We start from the raw sequence: 18,482 nt of genomic DNA, 5'->3' as shown, positions 1-18,482 counted from the left end.
CATGCACGAGATAACACTGGTGACCGGGCTTTTCGAGATCATCAACGAGCAGGTGGCGGCGCGGGGGATCGAGTCCATCTCGGCGGTGCGCCTGAAGGTGGGGGCGCTGGCTGCGGTGGAGCCGATGACCCTTGCCGCCTGTTTCGAGGTAGTGGCTGAGGGGACCGTGGCCGAGGGGGCCAGACTGGAGATCGAGGAGGTGCCGCTCACGGGGCGCTGCCGGGGCTGCGGAGAGCGCTTCAGGATCGAGAATTACCGCTTTATCTGCCCCCGCTGCACCGGAGGCGACGTCGAGATGACGGGCGGCAGGGAACTTTATGTGGAGAGCCTGGAGGCAATCTGTAACCCGGCTAGCGGCACATGCCGCAAAGCGACTGACTGTCAGCGATAAGTGGCAGCTTGGCGCCCCTCCCCCCGGAGGGGGAGGATGGGGGGGGGGAAGCATGAGGCAGCCCCCTCCCTGTCCCTCCCCCTCCGGGGGCGGGGACGTAGCGGCAACTTGTGTGGAGATGGGGCGCCCTTTCTCTGGTGTTCCCTCTCCCTTTGAGAGAGGGGACGCAGCGGCAACTTGTTTGGAGATGGAGCCCTCCCTCTGGTGTTCCTTCCCTCTCCCTCTGGGAGAGGGTGCCCGAAGGGCGGGTGAGGGGCTTGCCGGCTGCAGTCATCTTGTCATGGCAACGCCCTCACCCTGGCCCTCCCGGGGGAGAGGGGATGTGGACGTAGGTAGCAAAAGATGCGTAAGGATTGACATGCAAAGGAGACCACAATGAAGCGACAACGTGAAAATGCCATCGTATTTGCCGATCCTGAGCGCTGTCTCGGCTGTCACGGCTGCGAGCTGGCCTGTGCGGTGGCCCATTCCGGGACGGGGCTGCACCAGGCGGCGCTCTCGGGGCTGACACTGAGGCCGCGCAACCGCGTGGTGGCGGCCGGCGGTGTGATGATGCCGGTTCAGTGCCGCCAGTGCGAGGACGCGCCCTGCGCGGCGGCCTGCCCCACCGGCGCCATGCTGCAGGAGAGCGGCCAGGTCGGGGTGCGCGAGAAGAACTGCGTGGGGTGCAAGGTCTGCGTCATGGTCTGCCCCTTCGGCGCCATCAGCGTGAAGCACGAGGGGGGCGATCCGGAAAGCTGCCGCACCAACGGTGGCATCGCGCGCAAGTGCGACCTCTGCGCCGGCACCGGGCGCGACGTCCCCGCCTGCGTCGAGGGGTGCCCCACCAAGGCGCTCTCGCTCGTGGACCTGGAAGAGTACCGTCAGACCCTGATCGAGGCGAGGGCCGCCGAACTGGCCCAATCCCTCCAACATCTCAAATCAAGGAAGGCAAGGATATGACCATGAAGCTCAGCACCGATCCGTCCGCGGCGACCCTGCTGCCCATCGCCAAGAAAGAAGGGATTTCCACCGTTTGGGACCGCCACCGCGCCATGCAGCCGCAGTGCGGCTTCGGCCAGTTAGGCGTCTGCTGCCGCATCTGCTGGAAAGGCCCCTGCCGCATCGATCCGTTCGGGGACGGCCCCCAGCGCGGCATCTGCGGCGCCGACGCCGATACCATCGTGGCCAGGAACGTGATCCGCATGATCGCGGCCGGCGCTGCGGGTCACTCCGAGCACGGCCGCCACGTGGCGCTCGCCCTGCAGGGGGTGGCGGAGGGGAGGCTCCCCGCCTACCAGATTCGCGACGAGGCCAAGCTGCGTGCGGTTGCGGCGAAACTCGGCATCTGCACCGAAGGAGAGGACATCCCGGCCATCGCCGCCGCGGTAGCCAAGGCTACCCTGGAGGATTTCCAGAATCAGGACCACGACGCCCCCTGCAACTGGGTGGAGGCGAGCCTGACGAAAAAGCGCCTGGAGCGCCTGCAGGCCCTGCACGTCGTGCCGCACAACATCGACGCCGTGATCACCCAGATCATGGGGCGCACCCTGGTCGGGTGCGACGCCGATCCGGTCAACCTGATCCTCGGCGGCATCAAGGGCGCGCTTGCCGACTTTGACGGCATGTGCCTCGCAACCGAGCTTTCCGACGTCCTCTTCGGGACGCCGAGCCCGGTGGTGACGGCAGCGAACCTTGGCGTCATCAAGCCGGATGCGGTGAACATCGCGGTGCACGGCCACAATCCGCTTTTGAGCGAGGTGGTCTGCGAGGTCGCGGGTCAGATGGACGAGGAGGCCAGGAAGGCCGGGGCCAAGGACGGGATCAACATCGTCGGTATCTGCTGCACCGGTAACGAGGTCATGGTGCGCCACGGCATCCCGCTGGCGGCCAACTACCTCTCGCAGGAGCTCGCGCTGGTCACCGGCGCGGTCGACGCCATGGTGGTTGACGTACAGTGCATCATGCCCTCGGTGAGCGAGATCGGCGCCTGCTTCCACACCGCCGTGATAACCACCATGGCGGAGAACAAGATCCCCGGTGCCACCCACGTGGAATTCAGGGAGGAAACAGCACTGGAGAACGCGCGCCGCATTGTCGCGACCGCCATCGAGGCCTACAAGCGCCGCGACCCGCGCCGGGTCAACATCCCGGACTTCAAGCAGACCGCCATCGTCGGCTTCGGCGTCGAGTCCGTGGTGGGGGCACTGGCGACCTTGAACGCCGAAGACCCGCTCCAGCCGCTGATCGAGAACATCGCCAACGGCAACATCCGCGGCATCGCCCTCTTCGCCGGCTGCAACTCGACCCAGGTGGCGCAGGACAGCAGCTTCGTCACCATGGCCAAGAAGCTCGCCGCCAACAACGTGCTCATGCTCGCCACCGGCTGCGGCGCCGGGGCCTTCGCCAAGCACGGTCTCATGACCCAGGAGGCGACGCTGGAGTACGCCGGGGATTCCCTCAAGGCGGTCATGACCGCAATCGGCACCTCGGCCGGGCTGAACGGGCCGCTCCCCTTGGTGCTGCACATGGGATCCTGCGTGGACAACAGCCGCGCCGTCCAGGTGGCGGTGGCCGTCGCCGACAAGCTCGGCGTGGACCTCGACCAGCTCCCGTTGGTCGCCTCGGCGCCCGAGGCGATGTCGGAAAAGGCGGTCGCCATCGGCACCTGGAGCGTGGCGCTCGGCATCCCGACCCACTTGGGCACCATGCCGCAGGTCACCGGTTCGGCCAAGGTTACCGAGCTCCTGACCCAGACCGCCAAGGATCTGCTGGGTGGCTACTTCCTTGTGGAACTCGACCCGAACCTCGCGGCGGACAAACTCCTGGAGGTGATCGAGGAGCGCAGGAAGGGATTGGGGATTTAGCAGCGTGAGGAGTACAACTCCTCCCCGCGGAGGGGGAGGCTGAATAAAAGGGGACAGGCTGCTTTTTCACCGAGACGTTCTCCCCAAAAAGTAGCCTGTCCCCTTTTTCCGCCACACAGCCTGTTGGAACGAGAGAAGGAGTACGAACAGTGTGCGACCATCACAACCACGACCATGACCACGACCATGACCACGACCATGATCACCATCACGACCATAGTCACAGCCATCACCACCTCCACGCCGTGCCCCAGCGCGGCCCGGGGCTGAAGATCGCCATCACCGGCAAGGGGGGGGTGGGCAAGACCACCTTCGCGAGCCTCCTCTGCCGTGCCTTCGCAAGCGACGGCGCCAGGGTGCTGGCCGTGGACGCCGACCCGGACGCCAATCTCGCTGCGGCGCTGGGGATCCCGGCCGAGCGGGCCGCAAAGCTGCAACCGGTGGCGCGCATGAAGGAACTCGCGGAGGAACGCACCGGCGCGAGCGGCGGCTACGGCTCCTTCTTCAAGCTGAACCCCAAGGTCTGCGACCTGCCGGAGCAGTTCTGCCTGGAGCACGACGGCGTCCGTTTCCTCTGGATGGGAACCCTGGAGCAGGGGGGGAGCGGCTGCGCCTGCCCGGAAAGTACCCTGGTGAAACGTCTGATGGGACACCTCCTCCTGGAACGGGACGAGGTGGTGGTCATGGACATGGAGGCCGGGCTCGAGCACCTGGGACGCCGCACGGCCGAATCGGTGGACGCCCTGGTGGTCGTTGTGGAACCGGGGCAGCGCAGTCTGCAGACCGCCCGCCAGATTACGCGGCTGGCCGCCGACCTGGGCATCGAGGAGGTCTTCGTGGTGGGGAGCAAGGTGCGCGACGACGAGGACCGGCGGCTGATCGAGGCTGAAATCCCCGCGCCGCAGCTGCTCGGGACCATCTCCTTCTGCGAGGAGGTGCGGCGGGCGGACCGCGAGAACTGCGCGCCGGACCGTTTGAGCGTCCAGGCGCTCAGGGAGGTGCGAGAGATCAAGGACCGCATTCTCGCCAGGCGGTCCAACTAACTCAATTAACAGTGGAAAGGCAAGGGCCGCACAGCAATGTGCGGCCCTTTCAGTTTCGGCCATAACCTGCCGAAGAGTTTGAGGGCAACCAGTGGCTTGACTAGCTCCATCCCGGGGCGTATTTTATGCCGAATATCCTATATTCAAAGTTTGAATTTTCCGAATGGAGGCGCTTTGCAACCAACGATACTGCTCGTAGACGATCTGCAGATGTTTCTTGAGATCGAGAAGGACTTTTTCAAACATACCGATGTGAAAATCGTAACGGCGCGCGACGGTGTCGAGGCTTTCGAGGTGGTCAAGAGGGAGAAGCCGTCCCTGGTCTTCATGGACCTGCAGATGCCCAACATGGACGGGGCGGCGTGCTGCCGGGCCATCCGTTCCCATCCGGACCATTCCGCTCTTCCGGTGGTGATCATCTCCTCCACCTCGGTGCCGCAGGACAAGGACGACTGTCTTGCCGCCGGTTGCAACTATTTCCTCACCAAGCCCGCCGGCCGTGACCGTTTCCTGGAGATCGCCCGCGAGTTCATACCCGGCATCGACCGGCGCGAAAAGCGCGTTCCCTGCAATCTCGCCGGAACTCTGCAGCACAACGGCGAGACGGCCTCCTGCACGCTGCACGACCTCGGGGTGGACGGCACCTACGTGATCACCGGTCTCTCCGCCCGGGCCGGCAACGTGGTCAACCTCTCCTTCACCCTTCCCGACGGTACGTTAATCGATTCCCCGTGCAAGGTGATCTGGTCCGGCGACAGCTCTCCCGTGCGCCCCAAGGGGCTTGGGCTCAAGTTCGCCCTGTTGCCCAAACAGCTCCGTTCCGCGCTGGCTCATGCGCTGGAAAGGCTGTAGCGACATTCCCTTTTGACCTCGATTGGGCTAAGTGGTATAAATAGGCGCTCGGCACTTCGCGGCGCCTAAGCCCCGGCAGGCCTTAAGGAAAATCATGAAACTGCTCCACAATCTGAATCCTCCCCAGCAGGAGGCGGTGCTGCACGGAGAGGGACCTATGCTGGTCCTCGCCGGCGCCGGCTCCGGCAAGACGCGCGTCATCGTACACCGCATCGCCCACCTCATCCACGAGCGGGGCGTCCCCCCCTGGCAGATCCTGGCCGTCACCTTCACCAACAAGGCCGCCGGAGAGATGCGCGAGCGCATCCAGCACATGCTGGGTGAAGGGGAGACTCCCCTGGTCTCCACCTTTCACTCCACCTGCGCACGGATCCTGAGAAGCGACATCAAGAGCCTCGGCTACGACTCCAACTTCGCCATCTACGACGACAAGGACTGCGAACGCCTTTTAAAGGACTGCGCCGCCGAGTTGAACCTCGACGAGAAGCGCTACCCGGTGAAGCTCTTGGGAAGCGCGATCGACGAATTCAAGAACCAGGGGATGAGCCCCTTCGACGTTCCCGCCGATTCCCCCTATCAGGCGACCCTGGCCCGGGCCTACCGCTGCTACCAGGAGCGCCTGAAGCGCTGCAACGCGGCCGACTTCGGCGACCTGCTCCTTCTCACCGTGCAGCTCTTCGAGGAGCACCCGGAGGTGCTGGACAAGTACCTGCAGCGCTGGCGCTGGATACTGGTGGACGAGTACCAGGACACCAACCCGGTGCAGTACCGCCTGGTGCAGCTTCTGGCCGGCGCCCGGCAGAATCTCTGCGTCGTTGGTGACGACGACCAGTCCATCTACGGCTGGCGCGGCGCCGACATCCGCAACATCCTGGAATTCGAGAAGGATTTCCCCGGGGTCAAGGTGGTCAAGCTGGAGCAGAATTACCGCTCCACCAAGACCATCCTGGACGGCGCCTGGCACGTGGTGCAGAAGAACAGGGGGAGAAAGCCCAAGCGTCTGTGGACCGACAACCCCGAAGGTGAGCGCATCGTGTACCGCACCCTCCCCAACGAGTGGGAGGAGGGGCGCACCGTCTGCCGCGAGATCGAACGCTTCCTCGCCGAGGGGGGCGACCTCTCCGAGGTGGCGGTCTTCTACCGTACCAACGCGCAGTCCCGCGTAATCGAGGAGGCCCTGGTGGGGGCGCAGATCGCGCACCACATGGTCGGAGGAGTGCGCTTCTACGCGAGGCTCGAGATAAAGGACATCCTCGCCTACCTGAAGGTGCTGGACAACCCTTCCGACGACGTCGCGGTGAAGAGGATCATCAACACGCCGCCGCGCGGTATCGGCAACACCACGGTGCAGAAAATCACCGACTTCGCCAACGAGAAGGGGCTCCCTTTCTACGACGCGATGCTGGAAGGCGCCTATGGGCCGCTCCTCCCCGCCGCCGCGCGCGGCAAGGTGGCCGCCTTCGTCAACGAGCTGGAGGGGTACAAGACCCTGAGCGAGAAGCTCCCGTTATCCGAGCTCACCGCCGCCGTCATCAACGATTCGGGGTATTATGCCCGCCTGAAGATGCAGCGGACCGACGAGGCCCAGGAACGGATCGACAACCTCCAGGAGTTGGTGACCGCCATGCAGACCTACGAAAGCATGCCGGGCGAGCACGGGCTGGCCGATTTCCTGGAACGGGTCGCGCTGGTCTCCGACCTGGAGCACGAGGGGGAGGGAAAGAAGTCCTCCGCCACGCTGATGACCCTCCACTCGGCCAAGGGGCTGGAATTCCAGCTGGTCTTCATGATCGGCATGGAGGAGAAGCTATTCCCCCACGTGCGCGCCCTGGAGAACCCCGAGCAGATGGAGGAGGAAAGAAGGCTCTGCTACGTGGGGATGACCCGTGCCAAGAAGCGCCTGTTCCTTCTGAACGTGCGCCGGCGCCACATCTTCGGGCAGGAACAGATGAACGCGCCGGCCCGTTTCATCGCCGACATCCCAAGGGAGCTGCTGGACAGCGGCGACCTCTGGCAGCGCCCCGAGCCCCGCGACTTTTCTTCCTCCTCGCACAACCTCGCCTCCCTCTTCGAGGACGAGATCGAGCCGGAGTTCGAGGACAACGAGGTGCGCATGGTACCGGACGACGAGGACGACGGCATCCGGGTAGGGATGAAGGTGCGCCACGCCCAGTTCGGGCCGGGCACCATCAGGAAGATCGAGGGGGAGGGCGACAACCAGAAGGTGATCGTCTGGTTCAACTCCCTGGGAGGGCCCAAGAAGCTCCTGGTGCGCTTTGCCGGCCTTGAGCGGGCGTGAAAACCGGGATATAGTTAACGTGCGTCACTAATGAGAATGACAAGGAGACAACCATGAGAAAACTAGCCGTCTTCATGATAGCCATGATGCTGTTCTCCGGATGCACTCACTACAAGAGCCAGTACGTCTCTTTCCGGCCGCCCGAGGCGTACCAGAACCACCTGGAGCAGTCCGGCGTGTCGCTGGGGGGTGAGGCGTACGCGACCTCCGACGCGGCGGAGAAGGCCTTTGGTTTCGACATCAAGGGAGCGGGGTTGCTGCCGGTCATGCTGGTCATGGACAACAAGAGCGGCAAGACGCTCGAGCTCATGGGGGGGCAGACGTTCCTGGTTGACGAGGCGGGGAATTACTGGCCGCTGGTCACCAACAAGGTGGCTTTCGACCGGCTGGAGAGCTCGACCCAGTTCGCCTCCTTCTTCGGGAAGGGGGCTGGCAAGGGGGCCGTGCTCGGGGCAGCGGCAGGCACGGTCCTTGGTGCGGCCTTGGGCATCGTTTCCGGCAGGAGCGTGGCAGGGTCGCTCGGCAAGGGTGCCGCACTCGGCGCGGCAGGCGGCGCCATCATCGGCGGCACCCAGGAGGGGACCTCCAACGACCGCGAGAACCGTATCTCGGACGACCTGAGGAGCAAGGGGTTGGAGGGTAAGCCCATCCCGGCCGACAGCCTCTCCAACGGCTTCATCTTCTTCCCGGGCGAGGCCCCGAGCGCAAAGGAGCTGCGGCTGCAGTGGCGCGAGAAGGAGACCGGCCAGGTGCAGAAGCTGATCCTGCCGCTCAACGTGCGCAAGTAGGCTGAAAGGGACTGGCTCCGCCAGGTGCCTGTCCCCCTTGCTTCAAACGCGAATAGGGGCTCCATCAGCCCCTATTCTTTTGTGCGGCTTCAGTCACGCCTGGCTTCCCTCACCCCTGCCCCTCTCCCGGAGGGCGAGGGGGTGGACGGTGCGCAGGGACGGCGGGGGGCGGCGCACTTGGAGAAAGTGGGTGGCTGCGTTTGTTTACCCTCGCCCTCCGGGAGAGGGTGGCCGAAGGCCGGGTGAGGGCGTTGCCCCTGCCTGCCCGCCGCCGTGAAAGGAGAACGATTTGGAAAAACCGATCATCGCCGTCACCATGGGCGATCCTTCCGGCATCGGACCGGAGATCATCGCCGCCGCTCTGGCCGATCCCGCCGTCACTGGGATCTGCCGGCCGCTCGTCTTGGGCGACCGCGTCGCCATCGAGCGCGGCATAGCCGTGGCGGGTGCGCAGCTCTCCATCGTCTCGGCCCCCGACCTGGTCCCCCCGGTGGACCCGGCACCGGGAACCATCTACCTGCGCGAACTCTCCGCCCTCCAGCCCGACCAGATGCTCTACGGCCGCCCCACCCCCGCCGGGGGCGATGCCTGCTACCGCTACATCTGCACGGCGGCGGGCCTCTGCATGGACGGCACGGTGGCGGCCATGGCCACCGCCCCCATCAACAAGGAGTCGCTGAACAGCGCCGGACACCAGTTCCCGGGGCACACCGAACTCCTGGCGGAGCTGACCGGCGGGCACGAGGTGGTGATGATGCTGGCCGGCGACCGGCTCAGGGTCACCCTGGTCACCATCCACGAGGCACTTTCCCGCGTTCCCGAACTGGTGACCTTCGACCGGGTTCTCTCCACCATCAGGATCACCCACGACTCGCTCTCCCGCTGGTTCTGCAAGACGCCGCGCCTGGCCGTGCTGGCGCTCAATCCGCACTGCGGCGAGGGGGGGATGTTCGGCGACGAGGAGACTCGCATCATCGCCCCGGCGGTGGCCGCGGCGCGGGAAGAGGGGATAGACGCGGTGGGACCGCTCTCCGCCGACACCCTGTTCCACTTCGCCGCGCAGGGAGGGTACGACGCCGTGGTCTGCATGTACCACGACCAGGGGCTCATCCCGCTCAAGCTCTTGCACTTCGACGACGGGGTGAACGTCACCCTCGGCCTCCCCATCATCCGCACCTCGGTGGACCACGGCACCGCCTACGACTTGGCCGGGACCGGCAAGGCCAGTCCCGCCAGCATGAAGGCCGCCCTTGTCATGGCCGCGCAGATGGCGCAAGCGGTCACGCATGCTGGGCCACAAGATCCCTCTCCCTCCGGGAGAGGGTGCCCGAAGGGCGGGTGAGGGGATTAGCTGGCTTCCCCCTCACCCTGACCCTCTCCCATAGGGAGAGGGGATCTTGGACCACCAGGCAGAAGGTCCTATCTGCTCAACAAAGGAAACTGCTCGATCATGAAATGGAAGAAATACCTCCTCTGGGGCGCCGCTCTCTGCGCCGTGTACGCCGTCTATGTCGTCGTCTCGCTCTTTTTCCTGCCGCCGGTCACCGCGCTCAAGGACAAGAAGACCAACATGACCATCCAGGTCAAGGACTGGCAGGGGAATTACCACCCGCTGGTGGTCGGCCCCAAGAACCGTTACTGGGCGCCCCTCTCGCAGATCCCTTCCGAGATGAAGTGGGCGGTGATCCTCGCTGAGGACGCTTCCTTCTACAAGCACGAGGGGATCGACGTGAAGGCGATCAAGGAGGCGATCAGGTACGACCTGGAGAAGCAGAGTTTCGCCCGCGGCGCCTCCACCATCACCCAGCAGGTGGCCAAGAACCTGTTCCTGTCACGGGAGAAGACGCTGACCCGCAAGGCGAAGGAGCTCTACCTGGCCAAGCGGATGGAGCAGGAGCTCACCAAGGGGCGCATCATCGAGCTCTACCTGAACGTGATCGAGCTGGGCCCCATGGTGCATGGCATCGGTCACGGAGCGCGCTACTACTTCGGCAAGTCCCCGGCCGCGCTCACCCCGCGCGAATGCGCCTTCCTGGCCGCCATGCTCCCGGGGCCGCGCGTCGCTTACAACCCGTACAAGAACCTGGACAAGGTGCTCAAGCGTTCCAACATGATCCTGAGGCTTCTGGCCAACAAGGGGGTGCTCTCCTCCGGCGAGTACCAGGCGGCGCTGGCGGAGATGCCCAACATCGGACGGATGCAGAGGAAGGTCGACGAGAGCATCAAGCAGGTCGAGGTCATGGCCAACCGCACCAGCGCGACCGTCCCGCAAGGGCTTACCCCGGAGCCGGAGAAGGGGGCGGTCGAGCCCGCCGGTGCACCGGCCGAGCAGGCCCCGGGCGTTACCGAGCCTGCGCCGGAGAAGCCGCAGGAGACGGCCCCGGCGAAGGAAGGGGCCCCCTCGCAACAAAACCCATAGCCGCCGGCGGTTACCCCTCCCCCTCCGGGGAGGGAGCCGCCCCGGCTTCCCCATGAATTCCTCCAACCCCATCCGACTCCATCCCCCCACCGCTCCCACCGCTCCCACCGCTCCCACCGCCAACCCTTTCCCACCACCCTGCTTAGACTTATCTTAAAATTCTCCCCCTCAAGTTCCCATTAAATCTGCCGAAACCTACTTAGAAGACGAATCAACGTCCCAAGCTACTGGAGAAGTGTGATGGAAACAGCCATATCTGGCCGCGTCATCCTCGTGGACGACGACCCTTATGTCTTGGAAAGCGTGGCGTTGCTCCTCTCTGTGAGCGGCTTCGAGGTGCATCCTTTCTCAAACGGCATGGATGCCCTGGAGGTCTTGCGCCAGTCACCTCCTGACGTGGTTCTCACCGATGTGAACATGCCGCAGATGTCCGGCATCGAGCTTTTGGAGCAGATCCACGAGTTCGACCGCGACATCCCCGTCATCCTGATGACGGCGTACGCGGAACTGGAGATGGCGGTGTCGGCCATCAAGAAGGGGGCCTTCGACTTCATCATCAAGCCTTTCAAGACACCCTACCTGATCTATGCGGTGGAAAAGGGGATCAACTACCAGAGGCTTTTGCTGGTGGAGAAGAACTACAAGGCGGAACTGGAGCGCCAGGTGCTGGACCGGACCCGGGAGCTGGGCGAGGCGCTGGTGCAGATGCGCAGCATGAGCCGGGAGACCATCGAGAGGCTGACCGCCGCGGCCGAGTTGAGGGACGAGGATACCGGCAAGCACATCTCCCGCATCGGCCTCTACGCCAAGCGGCTGGCCGAGCAGCTCGGCATGTCGCGCGAGTTCGTAGACGGCATCGCCATGGCCTCGCCGATGCACGACGTCGGCAAGATCGGCATCCCCGACGCCATCCTCCTGAAGGCGGGGCCGCTCACAGCGGAGGAATTCGGCATCATGAAGAGCCACACCACCATCGGGGGGAAGATCCTCGCCGGTTCCAACCACCTGGTGCTGCAGATGGCGGCGTCCATCGCCAACACGCATCATGAGCGCTGGGACGGCGGCGGATACCCTCGAGGGCTGGTGGGGGAGGCGACCCCATGGAAGGGCGCATCGTCATGCTGGTGGACCAGTACGACGCCCTGAGAAGCAAGCGGGTCTACAAACCCGCGCTGGATCATGAGAGGACCCTGGAGATCATCACCAAGGGGGATGGCAGGACCATGCCCCATCATTTCGACCCACGGGTTTTGGAGGCATTCCAGGCGGTGGCCACCGATTTCGAGACCATCTACGCCACCCACAACGACTAACACCGACAAGCGATGCCCAGGTTCAGCCTGAAAATAAAACTGGCGCTGGTGGTCTTTCTCGTGATCGGAATAGTGAGCACCGGAGTCGCCGGACTCGGTCTCATGTTCTTCATCAAGGAGTTCAAGGCCAGCATCGCCAGCCGCCAGTATTCTGTGGTCAGCGCCATGGCCTCGGACCTGGACGACCGCATCGCCTCGGCGCAGCGGGAACTGGTCGCGGTGGCTTTGAGCATCCCCCCCTCCCTCGCGGCCGATCCACAGCGCCTGCAGCACTTTCTCGACTCCCGCCTCGACCTGCACCAGGTCTTCAGTGACGGTACCGGGTTCTATTCCCCCAAGGGGATCCTGCTCGCTTCCGCCCCCGGCCAGTCCCTCTTCATCGGCAAGGATTTCTCCAGCCGCGAATACATCACCCGCACGATCGGCTCCGGGAAACCGTACATATCCGAGCCGCTGATCTCGGCGCGGGGGAGACTCCTCGTGGTCTTCACCGCTCCGGTACTGGGCTTCGACGGCAAACTGATCGGCGTGCTGGGGGGGAGGGTGGAGCTCGCGGAGGAAAACTTCCTGAGCCGGGTGGGGCGCCTCAAGGTCGGCGACGGCGGCAACTTCTTTCTCTTCAACGACCAGCGGCACATGATCGTGCACCCGAACCGGGACCGGCTCGCCATCCCGCTCCCCCCCCAGGGAACGATCGAGCTGCTGGACCGGGTCATCGGCGGCTACGAGGGAAGCGGGGAGATGACCGGCCCCTCCGGCGTACCCGGCATCTATTCCTTCAAGAAGCTCAATTCCACCAGGTGGATCCTCGCGGCGGAGCGTCCGCTCTCGGAGGCGTACGAGCCGATCTACCGGGCCCGCACGCTGGTGCTGTACAGCCTTTGCGCGCTCCTTCCCGTCGCCCTGCTCTTCGTCTGGATCTTCGCCGGCCGCCTGACCACGCCGCTTCTCACCTTCGCGGCGAGGGTGCGCAGCATGGGTGAGGGGGCCTCCTTCGAACCGATGCCGCTGCCAAGCCAGGACGAGATCGGCGAGCTGGTGCGGGCCTTCAACACGATGATGCTGGAGCTTTCCAGCCAGCGGCGCCTGCTGGAACGGGAGAAGAGCTTCGCCGTGCAACTGCTGCAGCACTGCGCGCTCCCCTGCTTCGTGATCGACGCCGGGCACCGGGTCATCATCTGGAACAAGGCGATCGAGGAGCTGACCGGCATCACCGCCGAGAGCCTGGTGGGAAAGGCGGAGGCGTGGCGCGCCTTCTACCCGGAAAAGCGCCGGGTGCTGGCCGACGTCGTGGTGGACGGCACGCTGCAGGAGATGGCGGACCTGTACGACTGCTACGCGGACTCGGAGTTGATCCCCAAGGGGCTGCGCGCCGAGGCGTGGTACACGCTCAAGGGGAAGCAGCGCTACCTCTGTTTCGACGCGGCCCCGGTCAGGGACGGCGAGGGAAACGTGGTGGCCGCCATAGAGACCCTGCAGGACGTGACCGTAAAGGCGAAGACCGAAGAGCGCCTCACCAACATGGTGGCGGCCATCGGAGAGAGCGAGGAACGCTTCCGGCGCCTGGTGGAGCTGTCGCTGGACGGCATCGCCATCCTGGTCGGGCGTCGCTTCGTCTTCATCAACCCCGCCGGCAGCGAATTGCTGGGGTGCCAGTCGCCGGACCAGCTCATGGGACGGGAAATGCTGGAGTTCATCGAGAGGGATTCGGCGGAGCTGTTCCTGGAGCAGGCGGCCTACGCGGAGCAGGGGGAGAGCAGCGCACCCTGGATCGAGGAACGGCTCTTGCGCAACGACCGGACCAGCATCGAGGTGGAGCTGGGGGTGGGGCCCTTCGTCTACCGCGGCGAGCGGGCGCTGCAGGTGATCTTCCGTGACATCACGGAGCGCAAGCTGGCCAAGGCGCGGCTGGAGACCCTGGCCCACTACGATTCGCTCACCTCGCTCCCGAACCGGGTGCTCTTCTTCGACCGGCTGACGCACGCGCTCTCGGAGGCCAGGCGCTACCGCCACCCGATGGCGCTCATGTACCTCGACCTGGACTGCTTCAAGGAGATCAACGACCGTTTCGGCCATGCGGCGGGGGACGCGGTGCTCATGGAAGCGGGGCAGCGGCTGAAAGACTGCGTGCGCGCCTGCGACATGGTGGCGCGCATGGGGGGGGACGAGTTCACCATCATCCTGACCAAGATGGCGGAGCGGCAGGACGCGTCGGTGGTGGCGGAGAGGATACTGGAGGCCTTCAACCGCCCCTTCCAGGTGGAAGGGGCGGAGGCAGGTGTCGGTGTGAGTATCGGGATCTGCATCTATCCAAGCTGCAGCGAGAACCTGGATGACATCGTGCGCTGCGCGGACGGCGCCATGTACCGCGCCAAGCAGGAGGGGAAGAACGTGTACCGGATCAGCCAGTCGGAGCAGGGAGCCTGCTGCGGCGTCTAGAGCCGGACGCTCTCCACGGCCGCCTCGTCCATGGAGTTGGTGGTGCCGAACTCGGTCCCGGTGTCGCCGCAGGTCACGGCGATGGTCGCCGCCGCCCCCGGCTCCGCCTTGGTGTAGCGCAAAAGGATCTGCGCGGCGCGCTCCAGGAGCTCCGGCGAGCTTTCCCCCATGAGGGCAGCCAGGGGGCTCTTGCCGTCCTTCCAGCGCAGGGCCGCCTCACCGGGCTGGATGGCCCGCTCCAGGAGTTCGTTTTCAGACTCGTTTCTCCCCACGATCACCTTGGTGCGCCGGCCGATCCTGAAGTGCCTGCCGAGCTTCAGTAGCCTGAAGTCCCTGAGGTTCAGCTCGTCCGAGTGGTCGAAGACGTCGCGGATCTTGCCGACGAAGGAGAGCTCGGTCAACAGGCAGCCGCCGGCCGGGCAGGGGTAGTTCTTCACGTCCAGCTCCTCGGCCAGATCGAACTGCTCCTTGCGGGAGCGCCCCGAGATGGAGAGGAGTTTTTCGCGGTCCACCCAACCCTGCTGCTCGGGGATGGTGGGGTTGAAGTGCTTGGCCGAGAGCGGGCGCAAAAGGAGCCCCTCGAGCCCGCTCTCCCTCTCGATGATGCGCAGGGTGTCGCGGCGCTGGCTCATGGGACGCTGCCCCAGCACCTCGCCGGTGATGACGAAGTCGGCGCCCGATTGCTCCATGTACTCCTTGGCCTTTCGCAGCAGGTAGATGCGGCAGTCCACGCAGGGGTTCATCCCCTTGCCGTGGCCGTGCTTGGGGTTCCTGATGATCTCCAGGTAGTCGGCGCCCTTGTGCATCACCTTGATGGGGATCTTGAATTCCTCGGCCACCCGTACCGCCTCCGACTTGCAGCCGGCGTTCTTGCCGGTGCAGGTGCAAAACGGGGAGGTGAAGTTGAGCGCCTCGACGGCGATCCCCTGTTCCAGGAGCACCTTCACGGCGAGGGTAGAATCAAGTCCGCCCGAAAGCAGGGCGATGGCTTTTCTTTGCATGCAAACTCCTTATTCAATTGACAATTCAGAATTGCCAATTGACAACGTGTGTTCTTTATCTGTAATGATGGCAGTGACTTGCAACGCGGCTGACAGATAAGCGGGAAGGGATCTGCGTTGAGGACTGAGTCCGGGCCATTGTCAATTGTCCATTCTCAATTGTCAATTGATTTGTCCGCTCCATTGTCAATTGCCTATTGATTTGTTTTCGGGTACATTTCCCCCTGGCACCGCCATCTGCAGCATCCTGGAGGTTATGCAATGAACGGGCTTGTCAAGGAAGGGTCCATCGGTGAGGTACTCTTCAAATCCCAGATCATCACCGAACATGAGTTGAGGGCCGCCCTCGAGGCGCAGAAGGTCTCGGGATGCCGGGTCGGCGAGGCGCTGGTCCGGATGGGGGTGGTCACCCAGGAAGACATCGACTGGGCGCTCGCCAACCAGCTGAACATCCCCTACGTACGGCTCAAGAAGGAAAACATCGACCCCGCCGCCGTGGAGAAGGTTCCGGGGGACCTCGCCAGGCGCCACAGCCTCTGCCCCGTGGTCCTCACCGGCAGCGAGCTCTCGGTGGCGATAGCCGACCCGCTCAACAAGGAGGCCATCGAGGAGCTTTCCCGCGTCTCCGGTTGCCACATCAACATCTCGGTGGGGCTGATCCGCGAGATCCGGGAGATGCACGAGACCCTGTACGGGCCGGACGTCACCCAGCCGGAACTCGGCTTTTCCTCCGGGCACTTCAGCGCCAACGTCCTCGCCGCGGCCAACGCCGACCTTACCGGCGCCACGCTCCTCAACCACCTGCTCCTGCGCGTGGTGCAGAAGAAATTCACCGGCATCGCCCTGCAGCCCATGGGGGACCAGGTGCGCGTGCTGGCGCGCAGCGGCCACAAGAGCGCCGAAATGGGCCGGATCGCCATCACCCACTACGCCCGGCTGACCGAGCGCATCCGTCGCCTCGCCAATCTTCCCGCCGGGGGAGAGGGGGCGGCCAGCGGGATACTGAAATTCCTCTGGCAGGGGAAGAAGATCCCCTTCCAGGCGCTCCTGATGGCTGGCGACGGCGGCGACTACGTGACCCTCAGGCTGCACGCCGTCGCGCCCCAGCTGAACACCATGGACGACCTGGGGCTCACGCCGCGCCAGCGCGACGACCTTGGGACCCTGACCGCCGCTAAGGAGGGGCTGATCCTCTTCGCCGGGCGTTCGGCCGAGGAGCGCAGCCGGCTCGTCGACCTCTTCCTCGATTCCTGCGATCATGCCGGCCGCACCGTGCTCCTGGTCGGTGAGCGGCTCGGGCGCGGCAGAACCCGCTTCCCCCGTCTTTCCAGCGTCCGCTGCAGCGTGGACGACAGCGCCGCGGTCATCGGGACGGCCCTCGAGCACGACCCGGACACCCTGGTGATCGAGGACGTGACCGACCTCCCCACCTTCATCGCGGCAAGCAAGGCGGTCATGCGCGGCAAGCTTGTGGTGGCGGGGATGTCGCTGGCGAGCAAGACGGAGGTGCTGAAGCAGCTCATTTACCTGATCCAGAAGAACTTCCTGATTCCGACCCACATCAGGGGGGTGGTTTCCAGCCGCTGCGCGCTGCTTTTGTGCCCCGAGTGCAAGGAGCGCTACACCCCGGCGCCCGAGGAACTGGCGGCGCTCAGGCTGGCCGCCGGCGACCGCGGGTATTACCGCCCCACCGGCTGCCCGGCCTGCGACCAGACCGGCTACCGCGGCAAGAAGTACCTCCTGGACGTGATCCGGTTCGACCAGGACCTCCTGGAGGCCCTGGAGATGATCCGTAATAGCGACGAAGTGGTCCGCTACCTGAGGGACACCGGCTTCCGCGGCATCGCGGAGGAGGGAGCGGAGCTCCTGGAGCGGGGCGAGATCGCCCCCGGCGAGTACGTCGCTTCAATAATATTGTGACGGAGAGAAGACATGGCAAGGATTGATGCGCTGTTCAAGCTGCTAAACGACGCCGGTGCTTCCGATTTGCACCTTTCCGCGGGTTCCCCGCCGATCTTCCGTTTGCGCGGCGAGATGGAGCGCCAGAACTTCAAGACCCTCTCGCACGAGGAACTGAAGGCGATTCTGTACGAGATACTGACCCCCAAGCAGCGCGAGTACTTCGAGGAGAAGCACGACCTCGACTTCGCCTACTCGGTGCCGGGGCTGGCCCGTTTCCGCGGCAACTACATGATGCAGCACCGCGGCATCGCGGCGGTGTTCCGCATCATCCCGAGCAAGATCCTCTCCGCGGACGACCTGGGCCTTCCCGAGGGGATCCGCAACATGACCAGGCTCAGGAAGGGGATGGTGCTGGTCACCGGCCCCACCGGGAGCGGCAAATCGACCACGCTGGCCGCCATGATCGACCTGATCAACAGCACGCGGCGCGAGCACATCCTCACCCTCGAGGACCCGCTCGAGTTCATCCACGAGAACAAGATGTCGCTCTTCAACCAGCGCCAGATCGGGGAGCACTCGGAGAGCTTCGCGAGCGCCCTCAGGGCGGCGTTGAGGGAGGACCCGGACGTCATCCTGGTGGGTGAGATGCGCGACCTGGAGACCATCAGCCTCGCCATGAGCGCCGCCGAGACCGGTCACCTGGTCTTCGGCACCCTGCACACGAGTTCGGCCGCGAAGACCGTGGACCGCATCATCGACGTCTTCCCCAAGGACGCCCAGGAGCAGGTGCGCGCCATCCTCTCCGAGTCGCTCAAGGGGGTGGTCTGCCAGCAGCTCCTGAAGACCGCGGACGGCAAGGGGCGCGCCGCGGCGCAGGAGATCATGGTCTGGAACCCCGCCATCGGCAACCTGATCCGCGAGGGTAAGACCTTCCAGATCCCGTCCATCATGCAGACAGGGAGGAAGGACGGCATGCAGCTCATGGATCAGCACATCCTGGATCTGTTGAAGACCAAGAAGGTGTCGCCGGAAGAGGCGTACCGCTGCTGCCAGGACAAGCGGCAGTTCGAGCAGTACCTCACCTCCCAGCCGCAGGAGCACTGAGAACGGAAAGGCGAAACCATTGGCCACGCTTGCGGACCGTAGCGCTACAGCGCGCAGGTACGGAGAAAATCTGAGAATTTCGGAG

The 18,482-nt window shown here is 64.7% G+C and carries 15 protein-coding genes; 14 read left to right on the top strand and 1 reads right to left on the bottom strand.

Annotation, left to right across the window (positions count from 1 at the left end; all coding sequences use genetic code 11):
- Nucleotide 1 precedes the first annotated feature (1 nt).
- The 12 genes from hypA (at nt 2) to KP001_RS15440 (ending at nt 14,390) form a co-directional block, all read left to right on the top strand.
- Nucleotides 2-391, top strand: a complete 390-nt coding sequence (gene hypA / locus KP001_RS15490) for a hydrogenase maturation nickel metallochaperone HypA (RefSeq protein WP_217286489.1) — start codon at nt 2-4, stop codon at nt 389-391.
- A 375-nt stretch (nt 392-766) separates the two neighbouring features.
- Nucleotides 767-1,333, top strand: a complete 567-nt coding sequence (locus tag KP001_RS15485) for a 4Fe-4S dicluster domain-containing protein (protein WP_217286488.1) — start codon at nt 767-769, stop codon at nt 1,331-1,333.
- Nucleotides 1,330-3,237: an anaerobic carbon-monoxide dehydrogenase catalytic subunit gene (cooS, locus tag KP001_RS15480; protein WP_217286487.1), complete on the top strand. Its 1,908-nt coding sequence runs from the start codon at nt 1,330-1,332 to the stop codon at nt 3,235-3,237. Before KP001_RS15485 ends, cooS begins: the two co-directional genes overlap by 4 nt.
- Nucleotides 3,238-3,386: 149 nt before the next feature.
- A complete protein-coding gene (locus KP001_RS15475; RefSeq protein WP_239027802.1) occupies nt 3,387-4,280 on the top strand; it encodes an ATP-binding protein in 894 nt (297 codons plus the stop codon).
- Between the two features lie 174 nt (nt 4,281-4,454).
- On the top strand, nt 4,455-5,132 hold the full coding sequence (locus KP001_RS15470; RefSeq protein WP_217286486.1) for a response regulator: 678 nt from the start codon (nt 4,455-4,457) through the stop codon (nt 5,130-5,132).
- Nucleotides 5,133-5,226: 94 nt separating this feature from the next.
- A complete protein-coding gene (locus tag KP001_RS15465) occupies nt 5,227-7,431 on the top strand; it encodes an ATP-dependent helicase (RefSeq protein ID WP_217286485.1) in 2,205 nt (734 codons plus the stop codon).
- A 53-nt stretch (nt 7,432-7,484) separates the two neighbouring features.
- Nucleotides 7,485-8,219: a glycine zipper family protein gene (locus KP001_RS15460; RefSeq protein WP_217286484.1), complete on the top strand. Its 735-nt coding sequence runs from the start codon at nt 7,485-7,487 to the stop codon at nt 8,217-8,219.
- A gap of 316 nt (nt 8,220-8,535) precedes the next feature.
- Nucleotides 8,536-9,561 (top strand): 4-hydroxythreonine-4-phosphate dehydrogenase PdxA, encoded by a 1,026-nt coding sequence (gene pdxA, locus KP001_RS15455; protein ID WP_217289627.1) that lies wholly within the window; start codon nt 8,536-8,538, stop codon nt 9,559-9,561.
- A 108-nt stretch (nt 9,562-9,669) separates the two neighbouring features.
- Entirely contained in the window at nt 9,670-10,638 is a 969-nt protein-coding gene (locus tag KP001_RS15450) for a transglycosylase domain-containing protein (RefSeq protein WP_217286483.1), read from the top strand.
- A 240-nt stretch (nt 10,639-10,878) separates the two neighbouring features.
- Nucleotides 10,879-11,784 (top strand): response regulator, encoded by a 906-nt coding sequence (locus KP001_RS15445; protein ID WP_239027801.1) that lies wholly within the window; start codon nt 10,879-10,881, stop codon nt 11,782-11,784.
- The gene (locus KP001_RS22065; RefSeq protein ID WP_239027800.1) at nt 11,739-11,951 is read left to right on the top strand and encodes a hypothetical protein; all 213 of its coding nucleotides are present in this window, start codon (nt 11,739-11,741) and stop codon (nt 11,949-11,951) included. Before KP001_RS15445 ends, KP001_RS22065 begins: the two co-directional genes overlap by 46 nt.
- 12 nt (nt 11,952-11,963) lie before the next feature.
- Nucleotides 11,964-14,390 (top strand): sensor domain-containing diguanylate cyclase, encoded by a 2,427-nt coding sequence (locus KP001_RS15440; RefSeq protein ID WP_217286482.1) that lies wholly within the window; start codon nt 11,964-11,966, stop codon nt 14,388-14,390.
- Here KP001_RS15440 and KP001_RS15435 read toward each other — a convergent pair.
- A complete protein-coding gene (locus tag KP001_RS15435) occupies nt 14,387-15,391 on the bottom strand; it encodes a hypothetical protein (RefSeq protein ID WP_217286481.1) in 1,005 nt (334 codons plus the stop codon). The genes KP001_RS15440 and KP001_RS15435 overlap by 4 nt on opposite strands.
- A gap of 261 nt (nt 15,392-15,652) precedes the next feature.
- On the opposite strand from KP001_RS15435, the gene KP001_RS15430 reads away from it, so the two are divergent.
- Together KP001_RS15430 and KP001_RS15425 are read left to right on the top strand one after the other, a co-directional pair.
- Nucleotides 15,653-17,311: an ATPase, T2SS/T4P/T4SS family gene (locus KP001_RS15430; protein WP_217286480.1), complete on the top strand. Its 1,659-nt coding sequence runs from the start codon at nt 15,653-15,655 to the stop codon at nt 17,309-17,311.
- Between the two features lie 12 nt (nt 17,312-17,323).
- Complete coding sequence (locus KP001_RS15425; RefSeq protein WP_217286479.1) at nt 17,324-18,397, top strand: type IV pilus twitching motility protein PilT; 1,074 nt, start codon at nt 17,324-17,326, stop codon at nt 18,395-18,397.
- The last annotated feature ends 85 nt before the right edge of the window (nt 18,398-18,482 follow it).

Source organism: Geomonas subterranea (assembly GCF_019063845.1).
GTDB classification, from domain to species: domain Bacteria; phylum Desulfobacterota; class Desulfuromonadia; order Geobacterales; family Geobacteraceae; genus Geomonas; species Geomonas subterranea.
Note: the sequence above shows the minus strand (reverse complement) of the source record. Positions and strands in the feature narration are given on the sequence as shown.

What these genes read in the sequence shown, in the direction of transcription:
- hypA (WP_217286489.1), top strand. Translation starts at nt 2, where the DNA reads ATGCACGAGATAACACTGGTGACCGGGCTTTTCGAGATCATCAACGAG.
- KP001_RS15485 (WP_217286488.1), top strand. Translation starts at nt 767, where the DNA reads ATGAAGCGACAACGTGAAAATGCCATCGTATTTGCCGATCCTGAGCGC.
- cooS (WP_217286487.1), top strand. Translation starts at nt 1,330, where the DNA reads ATGACCATGAAGCTCAGCACCGATCCGTCCGCGGCGACCCTGCTGCCC.
- KP001_RS15465 (WP_217286485.1), top strand. Translation starts at nt 5,227, where the DNA reads ATGAAACTGCTCCACAATCTGAATCCTCCCCAGCAGGAGGCGGTGCTG.
- KP001_RS15460 (WP_217286484.1), top strand. Translation starts at nt 7,485, where the DNA reads ATGAGAAAACTAGCCGTCTTCATGATAGCCATGATGCTGTTCTCCGGA.
- pdxA (WP_217289627.1), top strand. Translation starts at nt 8,536, where the DNA reads ATGGGCGATCCTTCCGGCATCGGACCGGAGATCATCGCCGCCGCTCTG.
- KP001_RS15450 (WP_217286483.1), top strand. Translation starts at nt 9,670, where the DNA reads ATGAAATGGAAGAAATACCTCCTCTGGGGCGCCGCTCTCTGCGCCGTG.
- KP001_RS15445 (WP_239027801.1), top strand. Translation starts at nt 10,879, where the DNA reads ATGGAAACAGCCATATCTGGCCGCGTCATCCTCGTGGACGACGACCCT.
- KP001_RS22065 (WP_239027800.1), top strand. Translation starts at nt 11,739, where the DNA reads ATGGAAGGGCGCATCGTCATGCTGGTGGACCAGTACGACGCCCTGAGA.
- KP001_RS15440 (WP_217286482.1), top strand. Translation starts at nt 11,964, where the DNA reads ATGCCCAGGTTCAGCCTGAAAATAAAACTGGCGCTGGTGGTCTTTCTC.
- KP001_RS15435 (WP_217286481.1), bottom strand. Translation starts at nt 15,391, where the DNA reads ATGCAAAGAAAAGCCATCGCCCTGCTTTCGGGCGGACTTGATTCTACC.
- KP001_RS15430 (WP_217286480.1), top strand. Translation starts at nt 15,653, where the DNA reads ATGAACGGGCTTGTCAAGGAAGGGTCCATCGGTGAGGTACTCTTCAAA.
- KP001_RS15425 (WP_217286479.1), top strand. Translation starts at nt 17,324, where the DNA reads ATGGCAAGGATTGATGCGCTGTTCAAGCTGCTAAACGACGCCGGTGCT.